The organism is Pseudomonas sp. 8(2025), assembly GCF_052665325.1.
In genome coordinates this window covers 163,749-180,530 of record NZ_JBQOIE010000001.1, presented here as the reverse complement: position 1 = coordinate 180,530, position 16,782 = coordinate 163,749, and the positions used below count along the sequence as shown (strand labels likewise).

Annotated in this window: 15 protein-coding genes; 6 read left to right on the top strand and 9 right to left on the bottom strand. The window is 65.4% G+C overall.

Going from position 1 to position 16,782, the window contains the following annotated elements; genetic code table 11:
- Window positions 1-5: 5 nt before the first annotated feature.
- Genes ACUXVH_RS00885 through thrS form a run of 5 tightly spaced genes read left to right on the top strand, consistent with a single transcriptional unit; the run spans window position 6 to window position 5,133 of the window.
- The gene (locus tag ACUXVH_RS00885; protein ID WP_019093406.1) at window positions 6-890 is read left to right on the top strand and encodes a metal ABC transporter substrate-binding protein; all 885 of its coding nucleotides are present in this window, start codon (window positions 6-8) and stop codon (window positions 888-890) included.
- Window positions 887-1,330, top strand: a complete 444-nt coding sequence (gene hisI, locus ACUXVH_RS00880; RefSeq protein ID WP_019093405.1) for a phosphoribosyl-AMP cyclohydrolase — start codon at window positions 887-889, stop codon at window positions 1,328-1,330. Before ACUXVH_RS00885 ends, hisI begins: the two co-directional genes overlap by 4 nt.
- On the top strand, window positions 1,320-1,880 hold the full coding sequence (locus ACUXVH_RS00875; RefSeq protein WP_011064347.1) for a gamma carbonic anhydrase family protein: 561 nt from the start codon (window positions 1,320-1,322) through the stop codon (window positions 1,878-1,880). The genes hisI and ACUXVH_RS00875 overlap by 11 nt, the downstream gene beginning before the upstream one ends.
- A gap of 2 nt (window positions 1,881-1,882) precedes the next feature.
- Window positions 1,883-3,217, top strand: coding sequence for a dihydroorotase (locus ACUXVH_RS00870; protein WP_019093404.1), 1,335 nt, complete (start codon window positions 1,883-1,885; stop codon window positions 3,215-3,217).
- Window positions 3,218-3,243: 26 nt separating this feature from the next.
- Entirely contained in the window at window positions 3,244-5,133 is a 1,890-nt protein-coding gene (thrS, locus tag ACUXVH_RS00865; protein WP_065364995.1) for a threonine--tRNA ligase, read from the top strand.
- Window positions 5,134-5,174: 41 nt separating this feature from the next.
- Here the strand turns inward: thrS and ACUXVH_RS00860 are convergent, their stop codons facing one another.
- Window positions 5,175-5,699 carry a DUF3617 domain-containing protein gene (locus ACUXVH_RS00860; RefSeq protein WP_065364994.1) on the bottom strand — a complete coding sequence of 175 codons (525 nt, stop codon included), beginning with the start codon at window positions 5,697-5,699 and terminating at the stop codon, window positions 5,175-5,177.
- Between the two features lie 131 nt (window positions 5,700-5,830).
- Here ACUXVH_RS00860 and cls point away from each other — a divergent pair, with 131 nt between their 5' ends.
- The gene (gene cls, locus ACUXVH_RS00855) at window positions 5,831-7,270 is read left to right on the top strand and encodes a cardiolipin synthase (protein ID WP_011064351.1); all 1,440 of its coding nucleotides are present in this window, start codon (window positions 5,831-5,833) and stop codon (window positions 7,268-7,270) included.
- A 9-nt stretch (window positions 7,271-7,279) separates the two neighbouring features.
- Here cls and cfaB read toward each other — a convergent pair whose 3' ends face one another.
- From cfaB to hflK (ACUXVH_RS00815), 8 genes are all read right to left on the bottom strand, one after another.
- A complete protein-coding gene (cfaB, locus tag ACUXVH_RS00850) occupies window positions 7,280-8,467 on the bottom strand; it encodes a C17 cyclopropane fatty acid synthase CfaB (protein WP_011064352.1) in 1,188 nt (395 codons plus the stop codon).
- A gap of 84 nt (window positions 8,468-8,551) precedes the next feature.
- Window positions 8,552-9,340 (bottom strand): HvfC/BufC N-terminal domain-containing protein, encoded by a 789-nt coding sequence (locus ACUXVH_RS00845; RefSeq protein ID WP_065364993.1) that lies wholly within the window; start codon window positions 9,338-9,340, stop codon window positions 8,552-8,554.
- Window positions 9,331-10,176 carry an MNIO family bufferin maturase gene (gene bufB, locus ACUXVH_RS00840; protein ID WP_065364992.1) on the bottom strand — a complete coding sequence of 282 codons (846 nt, stop codon included), beginning with the start codon at window positions 10,174-10,176 and terminating at the stop codon, window positions 9,331-9,333. Before bufB ends, ACUXVH_RS00845 begins: the two co-directional genes overlap by 10 nt.
- Window positions 10,177-10,241: 65 nt before the next feature.
- On the bottom strand, window positions 10,242-10,493 hold the full coding sequence (gene bufA2, locus ACUXVH_RS00835; RefSeq protein WP_065364991.1) for a BufA2 family periplasmic bufferin-type metallophore: 252 nt from the start codon (window positions 10,491-10,493) through the stop codon (window positions 10,242-10,244).
- A 118-nt stretch (window positions 10,494-10,611) separates the two neighbouring features.
- Complete coding sequence (locus ACUXVH_RS00830; protein ID WP_015637557.1) at window positions 10,612-12,516, bottom strand: cation-translocating P-type ATPase; 1,905 nt, start codon at window positions 12,514-12,516, stop codon at window positions 10,612-10,614.
- Window positions 12,513-13,571, bottom strand: a complete 1,059-nt coding sequence (gene hflK / locus ACUXVH_RS00825; RefSeq protein WP_065364990.1) for a protease modulator HflK — start codon at window positions 13,569-13,571, stop codon at window positions 12,513-12,515. Before hflK (ACUXVH_RS00825) ends, ACUXVH_RS00830 begins: the two co-directional genes overlap by 4 nt.
- Window positions 13,568-14,608 (bottom strand): protease modulator HflC, encoded by a 1,041-nt coding sequence (gene hflC, locus ACUXVH_RS00820; RefSeq protein ID WP_065364989.1) that lies wholly within the window; start codon window positions 14,606-14,608, stop codon window positions 13,568-13,570. The genes hflK (ACUXVH_RS00825) and hflC overlap by 4 nt, the downstream gene beginning before the upstream one ends.
- On the bottom strand, window positions 14,605-16,554 hold the full coding sequence (hflK, locus tag ACUXVH_RS00815; protein ID WP_065364988.1) for a protease modulator HflK: 1,950 nt from the start codon (window positions 16,552-16,554) through the stop codon (window positions 14,605-14,607). The genes hflC and hflK (ACUXVH_RS00815) overlap by 4 nt, the downstream gene beginning before the upstream one ends.
- Between the last annotated feature and the right edge of the window lie 228 nt (window positions 16,555-16,782).

Here is a 16,782-nt window from a genome sequence, read left to right as displayed (position 1 = left end):
TCCCGATGCGCGCTCTACTCGTGCTGTTCAGCCTGCTGTTGCCCTTGTCGCTGCCTACTGCCCAGGCGGCGGACAAGCTGGCGGTGGTCACCAGCTTCAGCATCCTCGCCGACATGACCCGCCAGGTCGGCGGTGAGCATGTGCACATCACCAACCTGGTGGGTGCCGACGAGGATGCCCACACCTACGAGCCGAGCCCGGATGACGCCAAGGCCCTGCTCAAGGCCCGGCTGATCATCAAGAATGGCCTGGGTTTCGAACCCTGGCTGGACCGCCTGGTGGCCAGCACCGCCACCCAGGCGCAGGTCGTCACTGCCAGCCGCGGGGTTATTCCACGCACCCTGGAGGAAGACGGCGAAAGCGTTCCCGACCCTCATGCCTGGCACAACCTGGCCAACAGCGAGCTCTATGTGAGCAACATCACCAAGGCGCTGATCGCTGCCGACCCGGCCCACCAGGCCGACTACCAGCGCAACAGCCAGGCCTACCTGAAACAGATCTATCGCCTGCTGGCCGAGGCCAAGGCCAAGCTCGGTTCCCTGCCCCCGGGCAACCGCAAGATCGTCACCTCCCACGACGCCTTCGGCTACCTGGGCCAGGCCTACGGTATCGACTTCATGGCGCCCCAGGGCCTGTCCACCGAGCGTGAACCTTCAGCCGCCGAAGTGGCTGCACTGATTACCCAGATCCGCAACGCCAAGGTCAAGGCAGTGTTCATGGAGAACATCAAGGACGCCCGCCTGCTCAAGCAGATCGCCGACGAAAGCGGCGCCCATATCGGCGGCACCCTGTACTCCGATGCGCTCTCGGCCAGCGGTCCGGCCAGTACCTTCACCGGCCTGTTCGAATACAACCTCGACACCCTGTACCAGGCCCTGAGCCGACCATGATCCGCCGCCCACCGCTGTCGCTGCTGGATCTGGAAGCCGCGCCCCAGGGCAGCCGCTGGGCCTTGACCGCGGTACTCGACGCCCTGCCCTGGAACAGCGACGGCCTGATCGCCGCCATTGCCCAGCAGCACGACAGCGGCGAGGTGCTGATGCTGGCCTGGATGAACCGCCAGGCCCTGGGCGAAACCCTGGCCAGCGGCCAGGCCTGCTACTGGTCGCGCTCGCGTCGGTGCCTGTGGCGCAAGGGCGAAAGCTCCGGGCATCGCCAGCGCCTGATCGAAGCGCGCCTGGACTGCGACGGCGATGCCGTGCTGCTGCTAGTGGATCAGCAAGGACCGGCCTGCCACACCGGGCGCCCCAACTGTTTCTACAACGCCATTCGCGATGGCGCGGTGGAAGTCATCAGTTCCCCCTTGAAGGACTCGCGCCATGATTCGTAAAAACCCCTCCGGCGATCTGCCCGTGATCGCCGAATCCGCCTACGTCGACAAGACGGCCATCATCTGCGGCAAGGTGGTGATCGGCGACAACGTCTTCGTCGGCCCCTACGCGGTGATCCGCGCCGACGAAGTGGACGCCAGCGGCCAGATGCAAGCCATCACTATCGGCGCCAACTCGAACATCCAGGATGGCGTGGTGATCCACTCCAAATCCGGCGCGGCGGTGACCATCGGCCAGCACACTTCCATCGCCCACCGCTCCATCGTCCATGGCCCCTGCGTGGTCGGCGACCGAGTGTTCATCGGTTTCAACAGCGTGCTGTTCAACTGCGAAGTGGGCGACGGCAGCGTGGTTCGACACAACTCCGTGGTGGATGGCCGCGACCTGCCGCCGGGTTTCTACGTGCCCTCCACCACCCGCATCGGGCCCAAGACCGACCTGGCGCAGTTCCCTCCCGTGAGTGTCAGCGCTTCGGAGTTTTCCGAAGACGTGGCGCGCACCAACGTCGACCTGGTGCGTGGCTACAAGGCCCTGCAGAACGAGTTTTGAGCATGAGCCGAATCCTCATCCGCAACGCCCGCCTGGTGAACGAAGGGCGCGAATTCGACGCCGACGTGCTGGTGGCGCACGGGCGCATCGACACCATCGGCAGCCTGGACCACCTCAGCGCCGAGATCGAAATCGACGCCCGCGGCCAGTGGCTGCTGCCGGGCATGATCGACGACCAGGTGCACTTTCGCGACCCCGGCGCGCCGGACAAGGGCAGCCTGTACAGCGAGTCGCGGGCCGCGGTGGCCGGTGGCATCACCAGCTTCATGGACATGCCCAACACCTCGCCGGCGACCCTGGATCTTGCCGCCCTGAACGACAAGAAGCGCCGCGCAGCGAGCGTTTCGGTCGCCAACTATGGCTTTCACTTCGGGGTCAGCAACGACAACCTCGACCTCGTCGCCGCCCTGGACCCCACGGAGGTGGCCGGGGTCAAGGTGTTCATGGGGGCCTCCACCGGCAACATGCTGGTGGACGATCCCGAGGTGCTGGACCGGCTGTTCCGCCAGGTGCCGACCCTGCTCCTGGCCCACTGCGAACACACCCCCAGCATCCAGGCCCGGCAACAGCGCTGGCTGCAACTCTATGGCGAGCAGATTCCCGCCGCCGCCCACCCGCACATCCGCGATGCCGAGGCCTGCTTTCGCTCCTCATCCCTGGCGGTGGAACTGGCGAAGAAACACGGCACTCGCCTGCACGTACTGCACCTGACCAGCGCCCGGGAGCTGGCGCTGTTCGAGGACCGGCCCCTGGCGCAAAAGCGCATCACCGCCGAGGTCTGCGTGCATCACCTGCTGTTCGATGACCGCGACTACCCGCGCCTCGGCCACCTGATCAAATGCAACCCGGCGATCAAGACCCAGGCCGATCGCGATGCCCTGCGCCAGGCCCTGAACAGCCAGCGCCTGGATGTCATCGGCACCGACCACGCGCCCCATACCTGGGAGCAGAAACAGCTGCCTTACAGCCGCGCGCCCTCCGGCCTGCCGCTGGTGCAGCATGCATTGCCAGCGCTGCTGGAACTGGTGGCCGACCGGGTGCTGCCCCTGGCCACCCTGGTGGAAAAAACCAGCCACCGAGTCGCCGACCTGTTCGCCATTCCCGATCGCGGCTATCTGCGCGAAGGCTACTGGGCCGACCTGGTGCTGGTCCGCGCCGAGCCCACAGGCCTGGCCGTGGACAGCCAGCCGATCCTCGCCCACTGCGGCTGGACGCCCTTTGCCGGCCAGCGCTTTCGCCACAGCGTCAGCAGCACCCTGGTGTCGGGCCAGCTCGCCTGGCACCAGGGCCGCCTGTACCACGACTGTCAGGGCCTGCCCCTGCGCTTCACCCGTTAATAGCCCGACACCAAGGACCACCGAAGATGATCCGCATCACCCTGCCTGATGGCGCGTGCCGTGAGTACGACCAGCCGTTGTCCGTTTTCGAGGTGGCCGCCAGCATCGGCAGCGGCCTGGCCAAGGCCGCCGTGGCCGGGCGAGTGAACGGCCAACTGGTGGACTGTGACTACCTGTTGCACAGCGACGCCCGCTTGAGCATCGTCACCGCCCGCGACCCCGAGGGCCTGGAAGTACTGCGCCACTCCTGCGCGCACCTGCTGGCGATGGCGGTGAAACAGCTGTTCCCCTCGGCGCAGGCGGCCATCGGCCCGGTGATCGAGGATGGCTTCTTCTACGACTTCGCCCACGAGCGACCCTTCACCACAGAGGACCTGGAACTGATCGAGGCGCGCATGCATAGCCTGGCCGCCACCAATCATTCGGTGCGCCGCCGGGAATTGTCCCGGGAGCAGGCCCTGCAGCATTTCGCCGACCAGGGCGAGCACTACAAGGTCGAGCTGATCCGCGACTTGCCGCCAGATGCCGTGCTTTCGCTGTACCGTCAGGGGGATTTCGAAGATTTGTGCCGTGGGCCACACCTGCGTTCCACTGGCCAACTGCGCGCCTTCAAGCTGACCAAGGTGGCCGGTGCCTACTGGCGTGGCGACGCCCGCAACGCACCGCTGCAGCGGATCTACGGCACCTGCTGGGGCACCCGCCCGGAACTGGAGGCCTACCTGTTGCGCCTGGAACAGGCGCAACAGCGCGACCACCGCAAGCTCGGCCAGCAGCTGGATCTGTTCCATTTCGACGACTGCGCGCCGGGCTCGGTGTTCTGGCACGCCAAGGGCTGGACCCTGTTCCAGGAACTGATCGGCTACATGCGCAGGCGCCAGGAACAGGCCGGCTACCAGGAAGTGAACACCCCCGACGTGATGGACCGCAGCCTCTGGGAGACCTCCGGGCACTGGCAGAACTACCGCGACCACATGTTCACCACCACCACGCAAGACCAGCGCACCTTCGCCCTCAAGCCGATGAACTGCCCCGGCGCGGTGGCGATCTTCGGTCATGGCCGCAAGAGTTACCGCGACCTGCCACTGCGCATCGCCGAGTTCGGCAAAGTCCACCGCTACGAACCTTCAGGGGCCCTGCACGGCCTGTTGCGAGTGCGCCATTTCACCCAGGACGACGCCCACATCTTCTGCACCCCGCAACAGATGCAAAGCGAATGCGCCGCCACCATTGCCCTGGTATTCGACATCTACAAGGAGTTCGGTTTCGACCAGGTGGCGGTGAAGCTCTCGACCCGCCCCGACCACCGCATCGGCAGCGATGAGGTCTGGGACCAGCTGGAAGAGGCCCTGGTCGGTGCCTTGCAGAGCATGCACATCGACTACCGGATCAACCCCGGGGAAGGTGCCTTCTACGGCCCCAAGCTGGAGTTCGTGCTGCGCGACGCCATCGGTCGCGACTGGCAGTGCGGCACCCTGCAGGTGGACCTCAACCTGCCCGAGCGCTTCGCCATCAGCTACATCGACGAGCGCGGCGAACGCTGCCAGCCGGTGATGCTGCACCGGGCGCTGTTTGGTTCCCTGGAACGCTTTATCGGCATTCTCCTGGAACACCATGGCGGCGCCCTGCCCCTGTGGCTGGCACCGCAACAAGCGGTGGTGCTGAACATCAGCGAAGCCCAGGCCGACTACGCCCGGGCCATCAGCGACAGCTTGCGCCGTCACGGGCTGCGGGCCAGCGCCGACCTGCGCAACGAAAAGATCGGCTACAAGATTCGCGAACACAGCCTGCAGAAAGTGCCTTACCTGCTGGTGGTCGGGGAAAAGGAAAAGGACGGGGGCTACGTCAGCCTGCGCAGCCGAAATGGCGAAGACCTGGGCCGCCTGAGCCTGGAGCAGGCCCTGGCCCGGATACGCTAGGCGCTGCCCGGGGCACGGGCAGCGTCAGCGTCAGCCAAAAGTCAGGAGGCGCGGGGTTTGACCGTGCCGCAGTCCTGGCCCAGCCACACGGCGCGGGTGTCCATGCTGCCCTTCTGCTGCAGGCCGGTGGCGTTGAAGGTGCCGGCCACGTTGGTGGTGAACTCACGATCGCTGATGAACGTGGCCACTCCATTGCCCTGGGTCTTGGGGCAACTGAAGCGGAACTTCCATTGATTGCCACTGCGTTCGGTCACCTGCTGCTGGCAACCCGACTGCGGGTCCTGCAGCGGGATGGTGTCCGACTGCACCTGGGCCGGTGTCAGGCACACCCGAATCCCCTTGCCGCCCATGGTCACACCCTGTTTCTCCAGCATCGCCCGCTGTTGCGGGGTCATCTGCTGCTGCAACTGGCCGAGAATCAGCGACAGGTCCGGCATGTTCTGGTCGTCGATCTTCATGTTGCTGCTGGTCAGCTCCCACAACCCCGGCTGCAGCATCTGCGCCTGCGCCACCACCGGAAGCGCCAACCCCGCCGCCAAGGCCCAACCCAGTAAACGAAGTTTCATCGAATGACTCCTAGACAATAGTGGCCGTTAGACTTCAGCCGGGGCACGGTGTTGCATGCAGAATAAAATAGCGACATTCACCGTGGAACATGGTCTGTTAGGCATTGAATCTTCAGGAGCAAGGCTGCCCCATGGATTATTTTGGCCCGCACATCTTCGGCTATCTCATCGCACTGCTGCATTTTCTCGGGTTGATCGCCGCGATCCACGCGGTACTCACCGTCAGGACCGCCCAGGGCGCCATCGCCTGGGCCCTGTCGCTGCTGTTCATGCCCTACCTGACCCTGATTCCCTACCTGGTGTTTGGTCGCAGTACCTTCGACGCCTACATCCAGGCCCGGCGTCAGGCCAACGTGGAAATGCACAAGGCCATCAATGAGCTGAACTGGCGTCCCTGGGTGGAAGAAGCCCTCACCGCCCGCGCCTCCAAGGCCTACGCCTCGCTGCGGGCCATGCCCAAGCTGGGGCGCATGCCGTGCCTGGCCAACAATCAGGTGCGCCTGCTGGTCAACGGCGACGCCACCTTCGAAGCGATCTTCAACGCCATCCGCCGCTCCCACAAGGCGGTGCTGATCCAGTTCTTCATCATCCACGACGATGACCTGGGCCGGCGCCTGCAACGCCTGCTGCTGGAAAAGGCCGCCGAGGGCGTGTCGATCCACCTGCTCTACGACCGCATCGGCAGCCACTCCCTGCCCGCCAGCTACGTACAGACCCTGCGCGACGCCGGGGTCCAGGTGCACGCCTTCGCCACCCGCAGTGGCTGGCTCAACCGCTTCCAGGTGAACTTCCGCAATCACCGCAAGATCGTGGTGGTGGACGGCATGCTGGGATTCGTCGGCGGGCATAACGTCGGCGACGAATACCTGGGCAAGAAGCCGCCCCTGGCGCCCTGGCGTGATACCCACGTGCAGGTCAGCGGCCCGGTGGTGGCCTGCCTGCAGGAGTCCTTTGCCGAAGACTGGTTCTGGGCCGCCCGGGAACTGCCGCCGCTGATCCTCCCGGACACCTACCCGGACGACGGCGTGCTCTGCCAACTGCTGGCCAGCGGCCCGGCCGATGCCTACGAAACCTGCTCGCTGTTCTTTGTCGAGGCCATCCACGCGGCCACCGAGCGGGTGTGGATCACCAGCCCGTACTTCATTCCCGATGAGGCGGTGTTCGCTGCCCTGCGCCTGGCGGTGCTGCGGGACGTGGATGTGCGCATCCTGCTGCCCGCCCGCCCGGACCACCGCATCGTCTATGCCGCCTCCAGCCTGTACGCCTTCGAAGCGGTGCGCGCCGGGGTGCGGGTATTCCGCTATCAGCCGGGCTTCCTGCACCAGAAGGTGGTGCTGATCGACAACGAAATCAGCGCCATTGGCAGCGCCAACCTGGACAACCGTTCGTTCCGCCTGAATTTCGAAGTGATGCTGCTGACGGTGGACGACGACTTCGCCACCGAAGTGGAACACATGCTGGAAGCCGACTTCGCCAAGGCCCGGGAAATCGCCAAGGAAGAAAGCCGCCAGACCCACCGCCTGCAACAACTGGGCATGCGGGTCGCGCGGCTGATTTCTCCGATCCTTTAAGGGCCAGGCTTATGGATGGTAGAGGTCATCCCGGGTCCAGGGCAGTTCATGGCTGCCATCGGCATGGGGCTTGACCGCAAGGATCTGGTGCAGGTTGATCCAGCCCTTGGCAAAGGCATAGGCGCAGCCCGCCAGGTACAGCCGCCAGATCCGTAGCGCCTGCTCCGGAACCTGCCTGGCGGCGGCTTCCAGATTGTCTTCCAGGCGTTCGCTCCAGTGATCCAGTGTCCGCGCGTAATGCATGCGCAGGCTCTCGACATCGACAATTTCCAGCCCCGCCTCGCTGATGAACGCCGAGATCATTGCCAGGTGCGGCAGCTCGCCATTGGGAAACACATAGCGCTCGATGAAGTCCCCGGCCCCGCGGCCCACCGGGCGGCCGTCGGTGTGCTTGGCGGTGATGCCGTGGTTCATCACCAACCCGCCCTCGCGCACGGCCCTGAACAGGGTCTGGCAGTACTCCGGCAAGTTGGCGTGGCCGACGTGCTCGAACATGCCGACACTGACCACCTTGTCGAAGCGGCCATCCTGGGGCAGGTCGCGGTAATCCAGCAGTTGCAGGTCCACCAGGTCGTCCAGGCCTTCGGCGGTCACTCGCTCGCGGGCCAGGGCCAGCTGTTCCTTGCTCAAGGTGATGCCGAACACCTTGGCGCCGAACTCACGGGCGGCGTAGCGGGCCAGCCCGCCCCAGCCGCACCCGACATCCAGCAGGTAGTCCCCCGGTTGCAGGCGCAGCTTGCGGCACAGGTGGCGGAATTTGGCTTGCTGGGCCTGTTCCAGAGACTCGCTTCCGGTCTCGAAATAGGCGCAGGAATAGGCCATGTCGCTGTCGAGCCACAGTTGGTAGAAGGCGTTGGAAAGGTCGTAGTGATAGGAAATCGCGGCAGCGTCGGTCGCCTTGTCGTGCAGCGAGCGCACCGGCTGGTTGCCGTCGTCATCGTCGAGCAAGGCCTGGCTCAGTTCGTCGCAGACCCGGATGACTTCGCTGATGGAACCTTCCAGTTCCAGTTTGCCCTCGACAAAGGCGCCCCCCAAGGCGTCCAGGCTAGGGTGAGTCAGCTGCGCCACCAATTGCGGGTCCTTGACCACGATCGTGACGTTGGGCTCCGGCCCCAGATTGAATTCATGGCCGTCCCAGAGCCGCAGGCGTAAAGGCAAATGCAGATTCTGTAAGGCCGGTGGAAGTTGCGCGAGCATGGAAAATCCCCCCTTGTTTCAGACGTCTGAAATGAGGGTAGACCATCCTAGAAAATAGCAGGCTATCGATTTGATAGTGGTTTTCTATGATTCGCTGCGCATCACCAGGCCATCTTCGACCCACTGTTTCAACCAGGTAACCGCCTGCAGCGGGGCCCCCTCGGCATAAGTGACGGCCAGCCCGGCGCAGAGTTCCGCAAAATTCCACCGTTGCTCGATCATGCCCCGCAGCGCTGTGGCCTCTTCGGCTGGCAGGCTGCGATAACGGCAGACCCGGTCCGCTCGCCAGACCAGGCACAGCTGCTGCTGATCGAGTAAAGCACTGCGGGGGAAATCCGCCTGCTCCTTGACCGCACGCCACTGGGCCACGCTGTTGTAGCGGCAGTCGAGCCATTGCACATAGGGCGCCAGGCGCAGTTGCAGCTGCGGCCATTGCTCGACATCCAGCCCGGCCATGGCGGCCACCGTCAGCACTTGGGCTTCGGCTGCGTCGAAGGCCAGGGTGAAGGCCCACTCCAGACGCGCCAGTTCCGCCAGGGGGGCGCCCTGCTCCGGCACCAGATGGCCCAGGATGAATTCGGCAAAGCCCTGCCCCAGCCAGCGCAGGCTGAAATGCCGGGACGGGCACTGGCGAATATAGGCCTGCGTCAGGGCCTGGAATTCTGCATCCCCCAACCAGTGCCGGATGGCCGGGAAGTCGCTGCCCATGACCTCCTGCAACCGGGCCATGTAGGCGTTGTGATAGATCGCCAGGCCGGTCTCGACATCCAGGGTCGGGCCACCGATCAGGCTGTCTTGCAGGACGGCGCGGGCCTGGGCCTGTTCACCCAACAGATAGGCTTCAAAAGCCAGTTGCCAGTCGTTCAGGCGCATTGCTGCCTCCCGGCCAGGGTCTGTTGCCCGAGATCTCGGGCCTTGTGCAGTTCGCTGAGCAGCTCTTCCAGGGGCGGAAAATGATCGTCGCGCTCCAGCAAGGTGGCCACCGGCCCCAGGTGTTCAAGGGTGCGTTGATACAGCGCCCACACGGGATCGCAGACCGGGTGGTCGTGGGTGTCGATCACGTAGTCGCCATAATCCTGATGCCCGGCCAGATGCAGTTGCCGCACGCGCTGCGCCGGCAGCGCCTGGATGAAGTGCCAGGGATCGAAACCATGGTTGCGCGAACTGACGTAGACGTTGTTCACATCCAGCAGCAGTTCGCAGCCGCTGAGCTGGCTCAAGGCGGCGAGAAACTCCCACTCGCTGAACTCGTCGGCCGCCGCCCGCACATAACTGGAGACGTTCTCCAGCACCAGGGGGCGCTCCAGAATGTCCTGCACCTGACGCACTCGCCCTGCCACGTAGTGCAGGCTCTCCTCGGTGTAGGGCAGCGGCAGCAGGTCGTGCAGTTGATGGGCGTTGCCCCGGCTCCAGCACAGGTGATCGGAGATCCACGCCGGTTTTGCCCGGCTGGCCAGTTGCCTGAGCCGCAGCAGGTAATCCCGGTCCAGGGCATGGGGGCCGCCGATGGACAGCGACACCCCGTGCATCACGATGGGGTAGCGCTCGGCAATCGCATCCAGGTAATACAGCGCCTTGCCGCCCTGCACCATGAAGTTCTCGGACACCACTTCAAACCAGTCGACGTTGGGCGCCTCGTCGAGAATCTGCTGGTAGTAGGCACTGCGCAAACCCAGGCCATAGCCCAGGCTGGAAGAAAATTCAGACATCGCCAACTCCTTGCCAAGTGGCCGCAGTGGTTGCCAACCCCACTGCGGCAGCACTCGAACGCCGCTTACTCGCCGACTTTGCCGCCTGCTTTGTCACACGCGGCCTGGGTCATGGCCTTGAAGCCCTGGCCTTTGCAGGCGCCCATGCCCTTGCAGGCGTAGTCCTTGGTCTTGCAGTCGTTCTGCCCTTTGCAGGCGTTGACGCCGTAGCAGTGCACCTGGGCATCGGCAGCAGACGCTTGAGTCACGACACCGGCAAACAGAGTGGCGGCAGCAAAGGCCAGGGCAGCGCCGGCGGCGGTTTTCTTCATGTTCATTTTTGTTTCCTCAATAGTCGCAGGGGATCGGCGGGTGCTTGTGCAATCCCGTCATAGCACTAGAGAGAGGAAGCATCCCGGCGTTACAGCCGGGATGAAAAAAACTGCGCGGCGGCGTCTACAGCTTCAACAGCGGCTCCTGGAAACGCAGCAGGCGACCGGCATTGCCCAGCACCAGCAAGGTGCTCAGGTTGTGCAGCACCGCAGCGATCATCGCCCCCGCCGCCCCCAGCCAGCCGAACGCGGCAAAGGCGACGATGGCCAGGGTCCAGCCCAGGCCGATGATCACGTTGACCTGCAAGGTCCGCCGGCATTCACGGCTCAGGCGCACGCAGGTGCCCAGGCGTCGCAGGTCGCTGCCGATCAGCACCACATCCGCCGAAGCCAGGGCGATGTCCGCACCACCGGCGCCCATGGCCACCCCCACCACCCCGGCCTTGAGAGCCAGGGAGTCGTTGATGCCGTCGCCGACCACCATCGGCCGGAAGCCCTTGTCGATCTCCTCCAGTACCCGCTCAAGCTTGTCTTGCGGCAGGGCCTGGGCCTCGACGTCGGCGATTCCCACTTCCAGCGCTAGGCTGTCGGCCACACTCTGGCGGTCACCGGTGAGCAGCAACTGCCGGCCCAACCCCAGTTCGCGCAACTCGCCCAGGGCATGCCGGGCCTCGGGTTTGACGCTGTCGGCCAGCAACAGCCAACCGAGAAATTCGCCATCAAGCGCCAGGCCGGCAATCGGCCCGTCGTGCCCCGGCACCGGGCTGGTGTCGATACCCAACTGGCGGAACAGCTCCGGGCGGCCAAGGGCCGCTTCGCCCTCCTCGGTACGGGCCACCACCCCCAGGCCCTGGCGTTCATGAATGTCCCCCAGTGGCCATTGCTCTTCCTGGGGCACCAGCCCTGCCAGGGCCCGGCTGACCGGGTGGCTGCTGGCCGAGCCGAGGCTGGCGGCCAGAGTGAGCAGGCTTCGCTGGTCTTCCCGGGGGCTGTCGATGGCCTGCAAACGCAAGGTGCCGTACGTCAGGGTGCCGGTCTTGTCCACGACCAGGGAGGTCAGGTCCGCCAGCTCCTCGAGAAAGGCCGAACTGCGAATCAGGATGCCGTGGCGCGCGGCCACAGCGATCCCGGCGATGGCGGTGGCCGGCGCCGACAGCACCAACGCACAGGGACAGGCCGCCACCAGCACCGCGAGCATGGCTTGGGCATCGTTGGTGATGAACCAGGTCACCGCCGCCAACAGCAACACCAGCACCATGTAACTGCCGGCATAGCGCTCCAGCAAACGGGTGATGGGCGGCTTGGCGCGCTCGGCGCTTTGCATCAGGGCAATCACCTTGCCCAAGGTCGACTCCTCGCCGGTACGGGTGACCTGCACACGCAACAGCCCATCGAGATTGATTGCGCCGCCAAATATCTGCATGCCCTGAACCGCTTCCAGGGGGACCGATTCGCCAGTGATCGGCGCGGTATCCAGGCTCGCCTGGCCGGACACCACCAGACCATCGGCGGGCACCCGATCGCCAGCGCGTACTTCCACCAGGTCGCCGGCCTTGAGGCTGGCGTTGTCCACTTCCACGACGCTGCCATCGGCCCGTACCTGTCGCGCCAGGCTGCGGGTCAAGCGGCCCAGGGCGTCGATGGCTTCCTGGGAGCCGATCACGCTGCGCTCTTCCAGTACGTGGCCGAAGATCATGATGATCGGCAACAGGGCCGCGGTCAGCAGGTCGCCAGTGGCCCAGGCGCCGAGCATCGCCAGGGCGATCAGTTGGTCGGTAATGCCGTGCAGGCTCGGGTAACGCAGGCTGAACCAGGCCGAGCGCATCACCGGCACCGCCACCAGCAGCGAGGCGACACCCAACAGCAACTGGCTGACGCCCACCTGGCCTGGGGCCAGCCAGCGCCAGACCAGGCCAAGGGCCAGAAGCCCCAGGGCGAGCATAGCCAGGGTCAGCTGGCGGGCGGCGCTGCGTTGCTCGGCCGAGGTCAGCATGCTGGCGGGGGGCGCGGCATGGGTGGTGGCAGTCATTGTTCGGCTCCCTGAATGATCAGGCGTGAATCGTCTTGGGGATTGACCGTGGTCACCGAACCGGCCTGCCCGAGAATCTTCGGCAGGCGTTCACGGTAGATACGCAGCAGCATTTCCGGGTCGGTGCCGTTGCGCTGCGCCTGGGCCAGGCTCTGCACCGTGGCAGTCTGGGCCCGGGCCAGGGCCAGCCGTTCGCTGGCCTGGGCATGGGCCACTTGCAAGCTGCGGTCCGCCTGCTGGTTGGCGCCCTGGGTCAGTTTTTCCGCTTCGGTGCGGGCGTTGGCGACCGCCTTGTCGGCTTGCTGACTGGCAGTGAGCACCGCGTTGAAGGCGCTGACCGCCGGGCCGGGCAGGCTCGATTGCACATCCACCCGCGTTGCCTCGACGCCAATGCCCTGGCCGCTGGTGGTCAACTGCGCCAGGCGCTGGTTGATGCTTTGCAGCAGATCGCCCCGCAGCCGCTCACGACGCTCGGCGGCCTGGTTGTCGCTGCCGATCAGTTCCGGGCGCGCCACCAGGATGGTGTCCAGGTCACGGGCGGCGGTCAGGGCCACGGCACTGCGGGTCACCAGCCGATCCAGGGCCGGCAGCACGTGGTCAGCCTGGAGCACATAGGCGTAGGGATCGCTGACCTTGTAGAACACCCGCACGTCCAGCTGTACCACACCGGCATCGCCAGTCAGCAGGTAACCGGACCCGGCCAGGGTGTCGTTCAAAGGCGTGGCCAGGGTGGCAACCCGGTCCCCTTCCAGAGCCGCCTCGGAACGCAGCAAACCCTCCACCCGCCGCTCCAGTACCCGGTCGGCGGCGGGCAGCAGCACCACCTGCTCAAAAGGCTGGGGCCAGGCCAAGAGCAATCCGGCACTCTGCACCCTTTCCAATTTGCCAAAGTGCAAGACCATGGCCCGGTTCTGCGGGTCGATCTGCCGCACATTGGAGAAGGCCCAGGCCAGCGCCGCCAGTACTGTCACCCCGTACAAGGCGATGAATGCCAGACGCCCGGCCTGGATCCACGGGCTGCTCAACTCATTTGTTCCACGTGGAACCTTATTCATGGTTGCGAACCAGCGGCTTTGCCCGGCAGGTTTGGCGGGCCATCCACCAGCACCCGGAAAGGCGCCGCGTCGGTGCGCAGGATCAACTTGGTGCCCGGAGTCACCACAGTACCCAGGGTGTCCAGTGAACGCAGCAAGTTGTACAGCTGCGGGGAACTGGCGTAGGCGCGGCCATAAATCTGCGCCGCTTCAACCCGGGATTGCGCCTCGATATCCGCGGCCTTCACCGTGGCATCGGCCTGGACGATCCGCGCATCGCGTTCGGCGCCAGAGCGGATTTGCGCCGCTTCGCGCTTGCCGATGGCGGTGCGTTCCGTGGCGATGGTTTCACGCTCGGCGCGCATGCGGTCCACGGTGGCGGTCAGGGTCACCGAGGGCAGGGTCAGACGCTCCACTCCCACCTGCACCACTCGCACTCCATAAGTGGAAAGCAATTGCTGTTCGATCTGCTGGCGCAGTTGCGCTTCGAAATCAGCGATGCGCACCTGGCTGGCATCGGTGTTCACCAGGTTGGCCAGATCGAAGCTGCTGGCGGTGGTTTCCAGGGCCGAACCGACAAAGGTGCGGATCTGCCGCGCCGCTTCGTCCGGCTGGTTCTGCACCGCCCGCATGAAACGCTGCACATTGTCCGCGTCGCCCTGGACCCGCCAGGCCACGTAGGCCTGGACGATAATCCGCAAACCGTCGCGGGTGCCCACATCCTGCAAGCCACTGGACGTGGTGCGCAGGCGCAGGTCCACCGGGATCGCCGCTTCAAAGGGTGCCGGCCAGCACCAGTTCAGGCCCGGCTCCAGCAGCACCCGCGCCGGGTTGCCGAAGCGGGTGATTACCGTGGCTTCGCCGGAGCGCACTTGCACCAGGCTCGCCGCGGCCACGGCAAACAGCACCAGTAGCACGGCCCAGCCCATGCGCCGCCAGGGGAAAGGCCCGGCCTCGGCCGGCGCCCCATGATGATGGTGGTGATGCCCGTGATGGTGGTGATGGCCGTGCCCGTGGTCGTGGCCGGCGTGATCGTGGGAATGGGAGGACTGGCTCAATGGACGGCTCCTGGCTGAGCGGCTTTACGCGGCGCCGAAGGGTCGGCCGGCAAGGTGAACGTACGCAGGTCGAGGGTCGGCGCGCTGTCGCCCCCCAGACGGTGATCAAGAATCAGCAGCTTGGCCTGGCTCAGGCCCTGGCTCAGTTGGCTCAGGTACTGCTCGAGGACGAAGGCCTGCCCCGCACTGGCGAAGGCTTTCTGTTCGGCGGCAAAGCGCAGGTCGGCAGCCTGGGCCGCCGCCTGCACTTCGCGCGCATCGGCCTGGGCCTGGTCGCGGGCCACGCTGGCTTGCAACTGCGCCTGGTTGGTCTGCTCGGCAGCCGCTCCACGTTCCCGGGAAATCAGCGCCTGGGCGCCAATCTGCGCCGCTTGCACACCGTGGTAGGCATTGGCCGCGCCAGCCGGTGGATGGATGGCCTCGACTACCGTGGCAAGAATCTCTACCCCGCTGTCGAGCCGGTCCAGATCGCCCTGCACGGCCCTGCCGATGTCATCGGCCAGCCCGGTGCGGTCCTGCCCCAGCAGGCCATCGAGGGTGCGCGAGGCAAAGTCGTGCACCAGCACGCGGCTGGCGGTGCTGCGGATCAGCGTCGGCACATCGCTGCTGTTGTAAGTGGCGGCCAGCGCCGCAGCGTCGCCCAGGCCGATGCGGTAGACGAAGCGCACATCCATGTTGACGATCTGAAAGCTCTGTTGCTGGGCATTGCCGCTGGCGATCACCTGGGATTTGTCGTTCACGTGGCTGGCATCCCACAGGCGGTTGGCAATGGCGGGGGCCGGGCCTTCGGCGGGGGCCGCTTGAAGCGGCTGCGAGTTTTCGCCCACGCTGGTGGCCAACTCATGGACCACGCCGTTTTCCACCGTCAGTACCCGCCCCAGGGGCCAGGGCAGGCCCAGATGCAGGCCCGGGCCAAAGACCTGTACCGGCTTGCCGAAACGCTCGTAAATACCGCGATTTTGCATGGAAAGTTCATGAACGCCGGTCAACAGCCAACCTACCGCCAACACCACCAGCAATACCGGTACAAAGGCCCGGCGCATATAGGCGAAGGCCCAGATCTGCCGCAGATCGATGCCAAAACGGTTGTGCAATTCATGCTGCAGGCTGAGCAGGGGTTGGGGCGGCCAACGCAGCATGTCGGCAACAAAACTGTGGGCCAGAAGCCGTGGCTCCAGCTGTTCGCGCTGTGGGCTGAACAGCGACAGCACCGCGCGCAACAACAACTCGCCGGCCACCAATGCCGGCAGCAGCCCCGTCAGCACCGCCAGCCGTACTGGCCACAAGGCCGTGTCGCTGCTGAACAACAGGCACAGGGCGCTCACCAGCAAACAGATAATCGCCACCCGCAGCAGCTGCGCCAGGGCGCCGGCTTCCGGCCATTCCCCTGGGTGCTCCTGGGCCAGTTGGCGTTCCAGCACCAGCAGGGCAAACGCCAGCAGCAGAGCCAGCACCGCCACCACGCTGGCACTCAGGCCCAGGGCGGTGGCGGGCAACGACAGGTTGAACACCTGCACCACGCTATACAGGATCAGCAGCGACCAGCCACCAAGCCACAGGGTAGGCGCGCCGATCTGCTGCAATAGGCGCCGCCCGCGCAGGGTCAGGGCAGCCGCCAGCCGGCCCTGTGGCTGCCGATCCTCCCCGGCCTCGGGCGTGACAACCGGCGCCGGGGCGATCACCTCTTCGCGCCAGCGGCTGACCCAGCACGCCGATTGCAGCCCGGCCACCACCACCAGCAAGGCACACGAAAGGTTCACCAGCAGTGCCGGCCAGATGGTCAGCGCCGCAAACAGATCGACAAACACCGCCGCCACCAGCCCCAGCACCGCCAGGCCCAGCAAAGCGGCGCCCCAGCGCTGCAAACGCGCCGCATGGGACGCCGCCTGCTGAAACCGTGGCAAGGCAGCCACCTCGCCACCTTGCGTCTCAAGATCGACTTGCATACCACCCCGCCGCTCTGGTCCGGCCCTGTGGATAAACCCACGGGCCGAAGAAATTCGAAACAATTCGTTACTATATAACGAGCCGAGTGAAATTTTTGTCCCGCGCCATGCCTTTTCATCTATTGCGTACGTCGTAGACACAGAGACAGCTGTTTGCTCATGACAAAACTTCTGATGTCAGCCCCCTGGCATTTAAGGCAATAATCCAGCCCTGCTCACCGCGTGCGA

Coding starts and splice junctions, on each gene's coding strand:
- ACUXVH_RS00885 (WP_019093406.1), top strand. CDS start 6: ATGCGCGCTCTACTCGTGCTGTTCAGCCTGCTGTTGCCCTTGTCGCTG.
- hisI (WP_019093405.1), top strand. CDS start 887: ATGATCCGCCGCCCACCGCTGTCGCTGCTGGATCTGGAAGCCGCGCCC.
- ACUXVH_RS00875 (WP_011064347.1), top strand. CDS start 1,320: ATGATTCGTAAAAACCCCTCCGGCGATCTGCCCGTGATCGCCGAATCC.
- ACUXVH_RS00870 (WP_019093404.1), top strand. CDS start 1,883: ATGAGCCGAATCCTCATCCGCAACGCCCGCCTGGTGAACGAAGGGCGC.
- thrS (WP_065364995.1), top strand. CDS start 3,244: ATGATCCGCATCACCCTGCCTGATGGCGCGTGCCGTGAGTACGACCAG.
- ACUXVH_RS00860 (WP_065364994.1), bottom strand. CDS start 5,699: ATGAAACTTCGTTTACTGGGTTGGGCCTTGGCGGCGGGGTTGGCGCTT.
- cls (WP_011064351.1), top strand. CDS start 5,831: ATGGATTATTTTGGCCCGCACATCTTCGGCTATCTCATCGCACTGCTG.
- cfaB (WP_011064352.1), bottom strand. CDS start 8,467: ATGCTCGCGCAACTTCCACCGGCCTTACAGAATCTGCATTTGCCTTTA.
- ACUXVH_RS00845 (WP_065364993.1), bottom strand. CDS start 9,340: ATGCGCCTGAACGACTGGCAACTGGCTTTTGAAGCCTATCTGTTGGGT.
- bufB (WP_065364992.1), bottom strand. CDS start 10,176: ATGTCTGAATTTTCTTCCAGCCTGGGCTATGGCCTGGGTTTGCGCAGT.
- bufA2 (WP_065364991.1), bottom strand. CDS start 10,493: ATGAACATGAAGAAAACCGCCGCCGGCGCTGCCCTGGCCTTTGCTGCC.
- ACUXVH_RS00830 (WP_015637557.1), bottom strand. CDS start 12,516: ATGACTGCCACCACCCATGCCGCGCCCCCCGCCAGCATGCTGACCTCG.
- hflK (WP_065364990.1), bottom strand. CDS start 13,571: ATGAATAAGGTTCCACGTGGAACAAATGAGTTGAGCAGCCCGTGGATC.
- hflK (WP_065364988.1), bottom strand. CDS start 16,554: ATGCAAGTCGATCTTGAGACGCAAGGTGGCGAGGTGGCTGCCTTGCCA.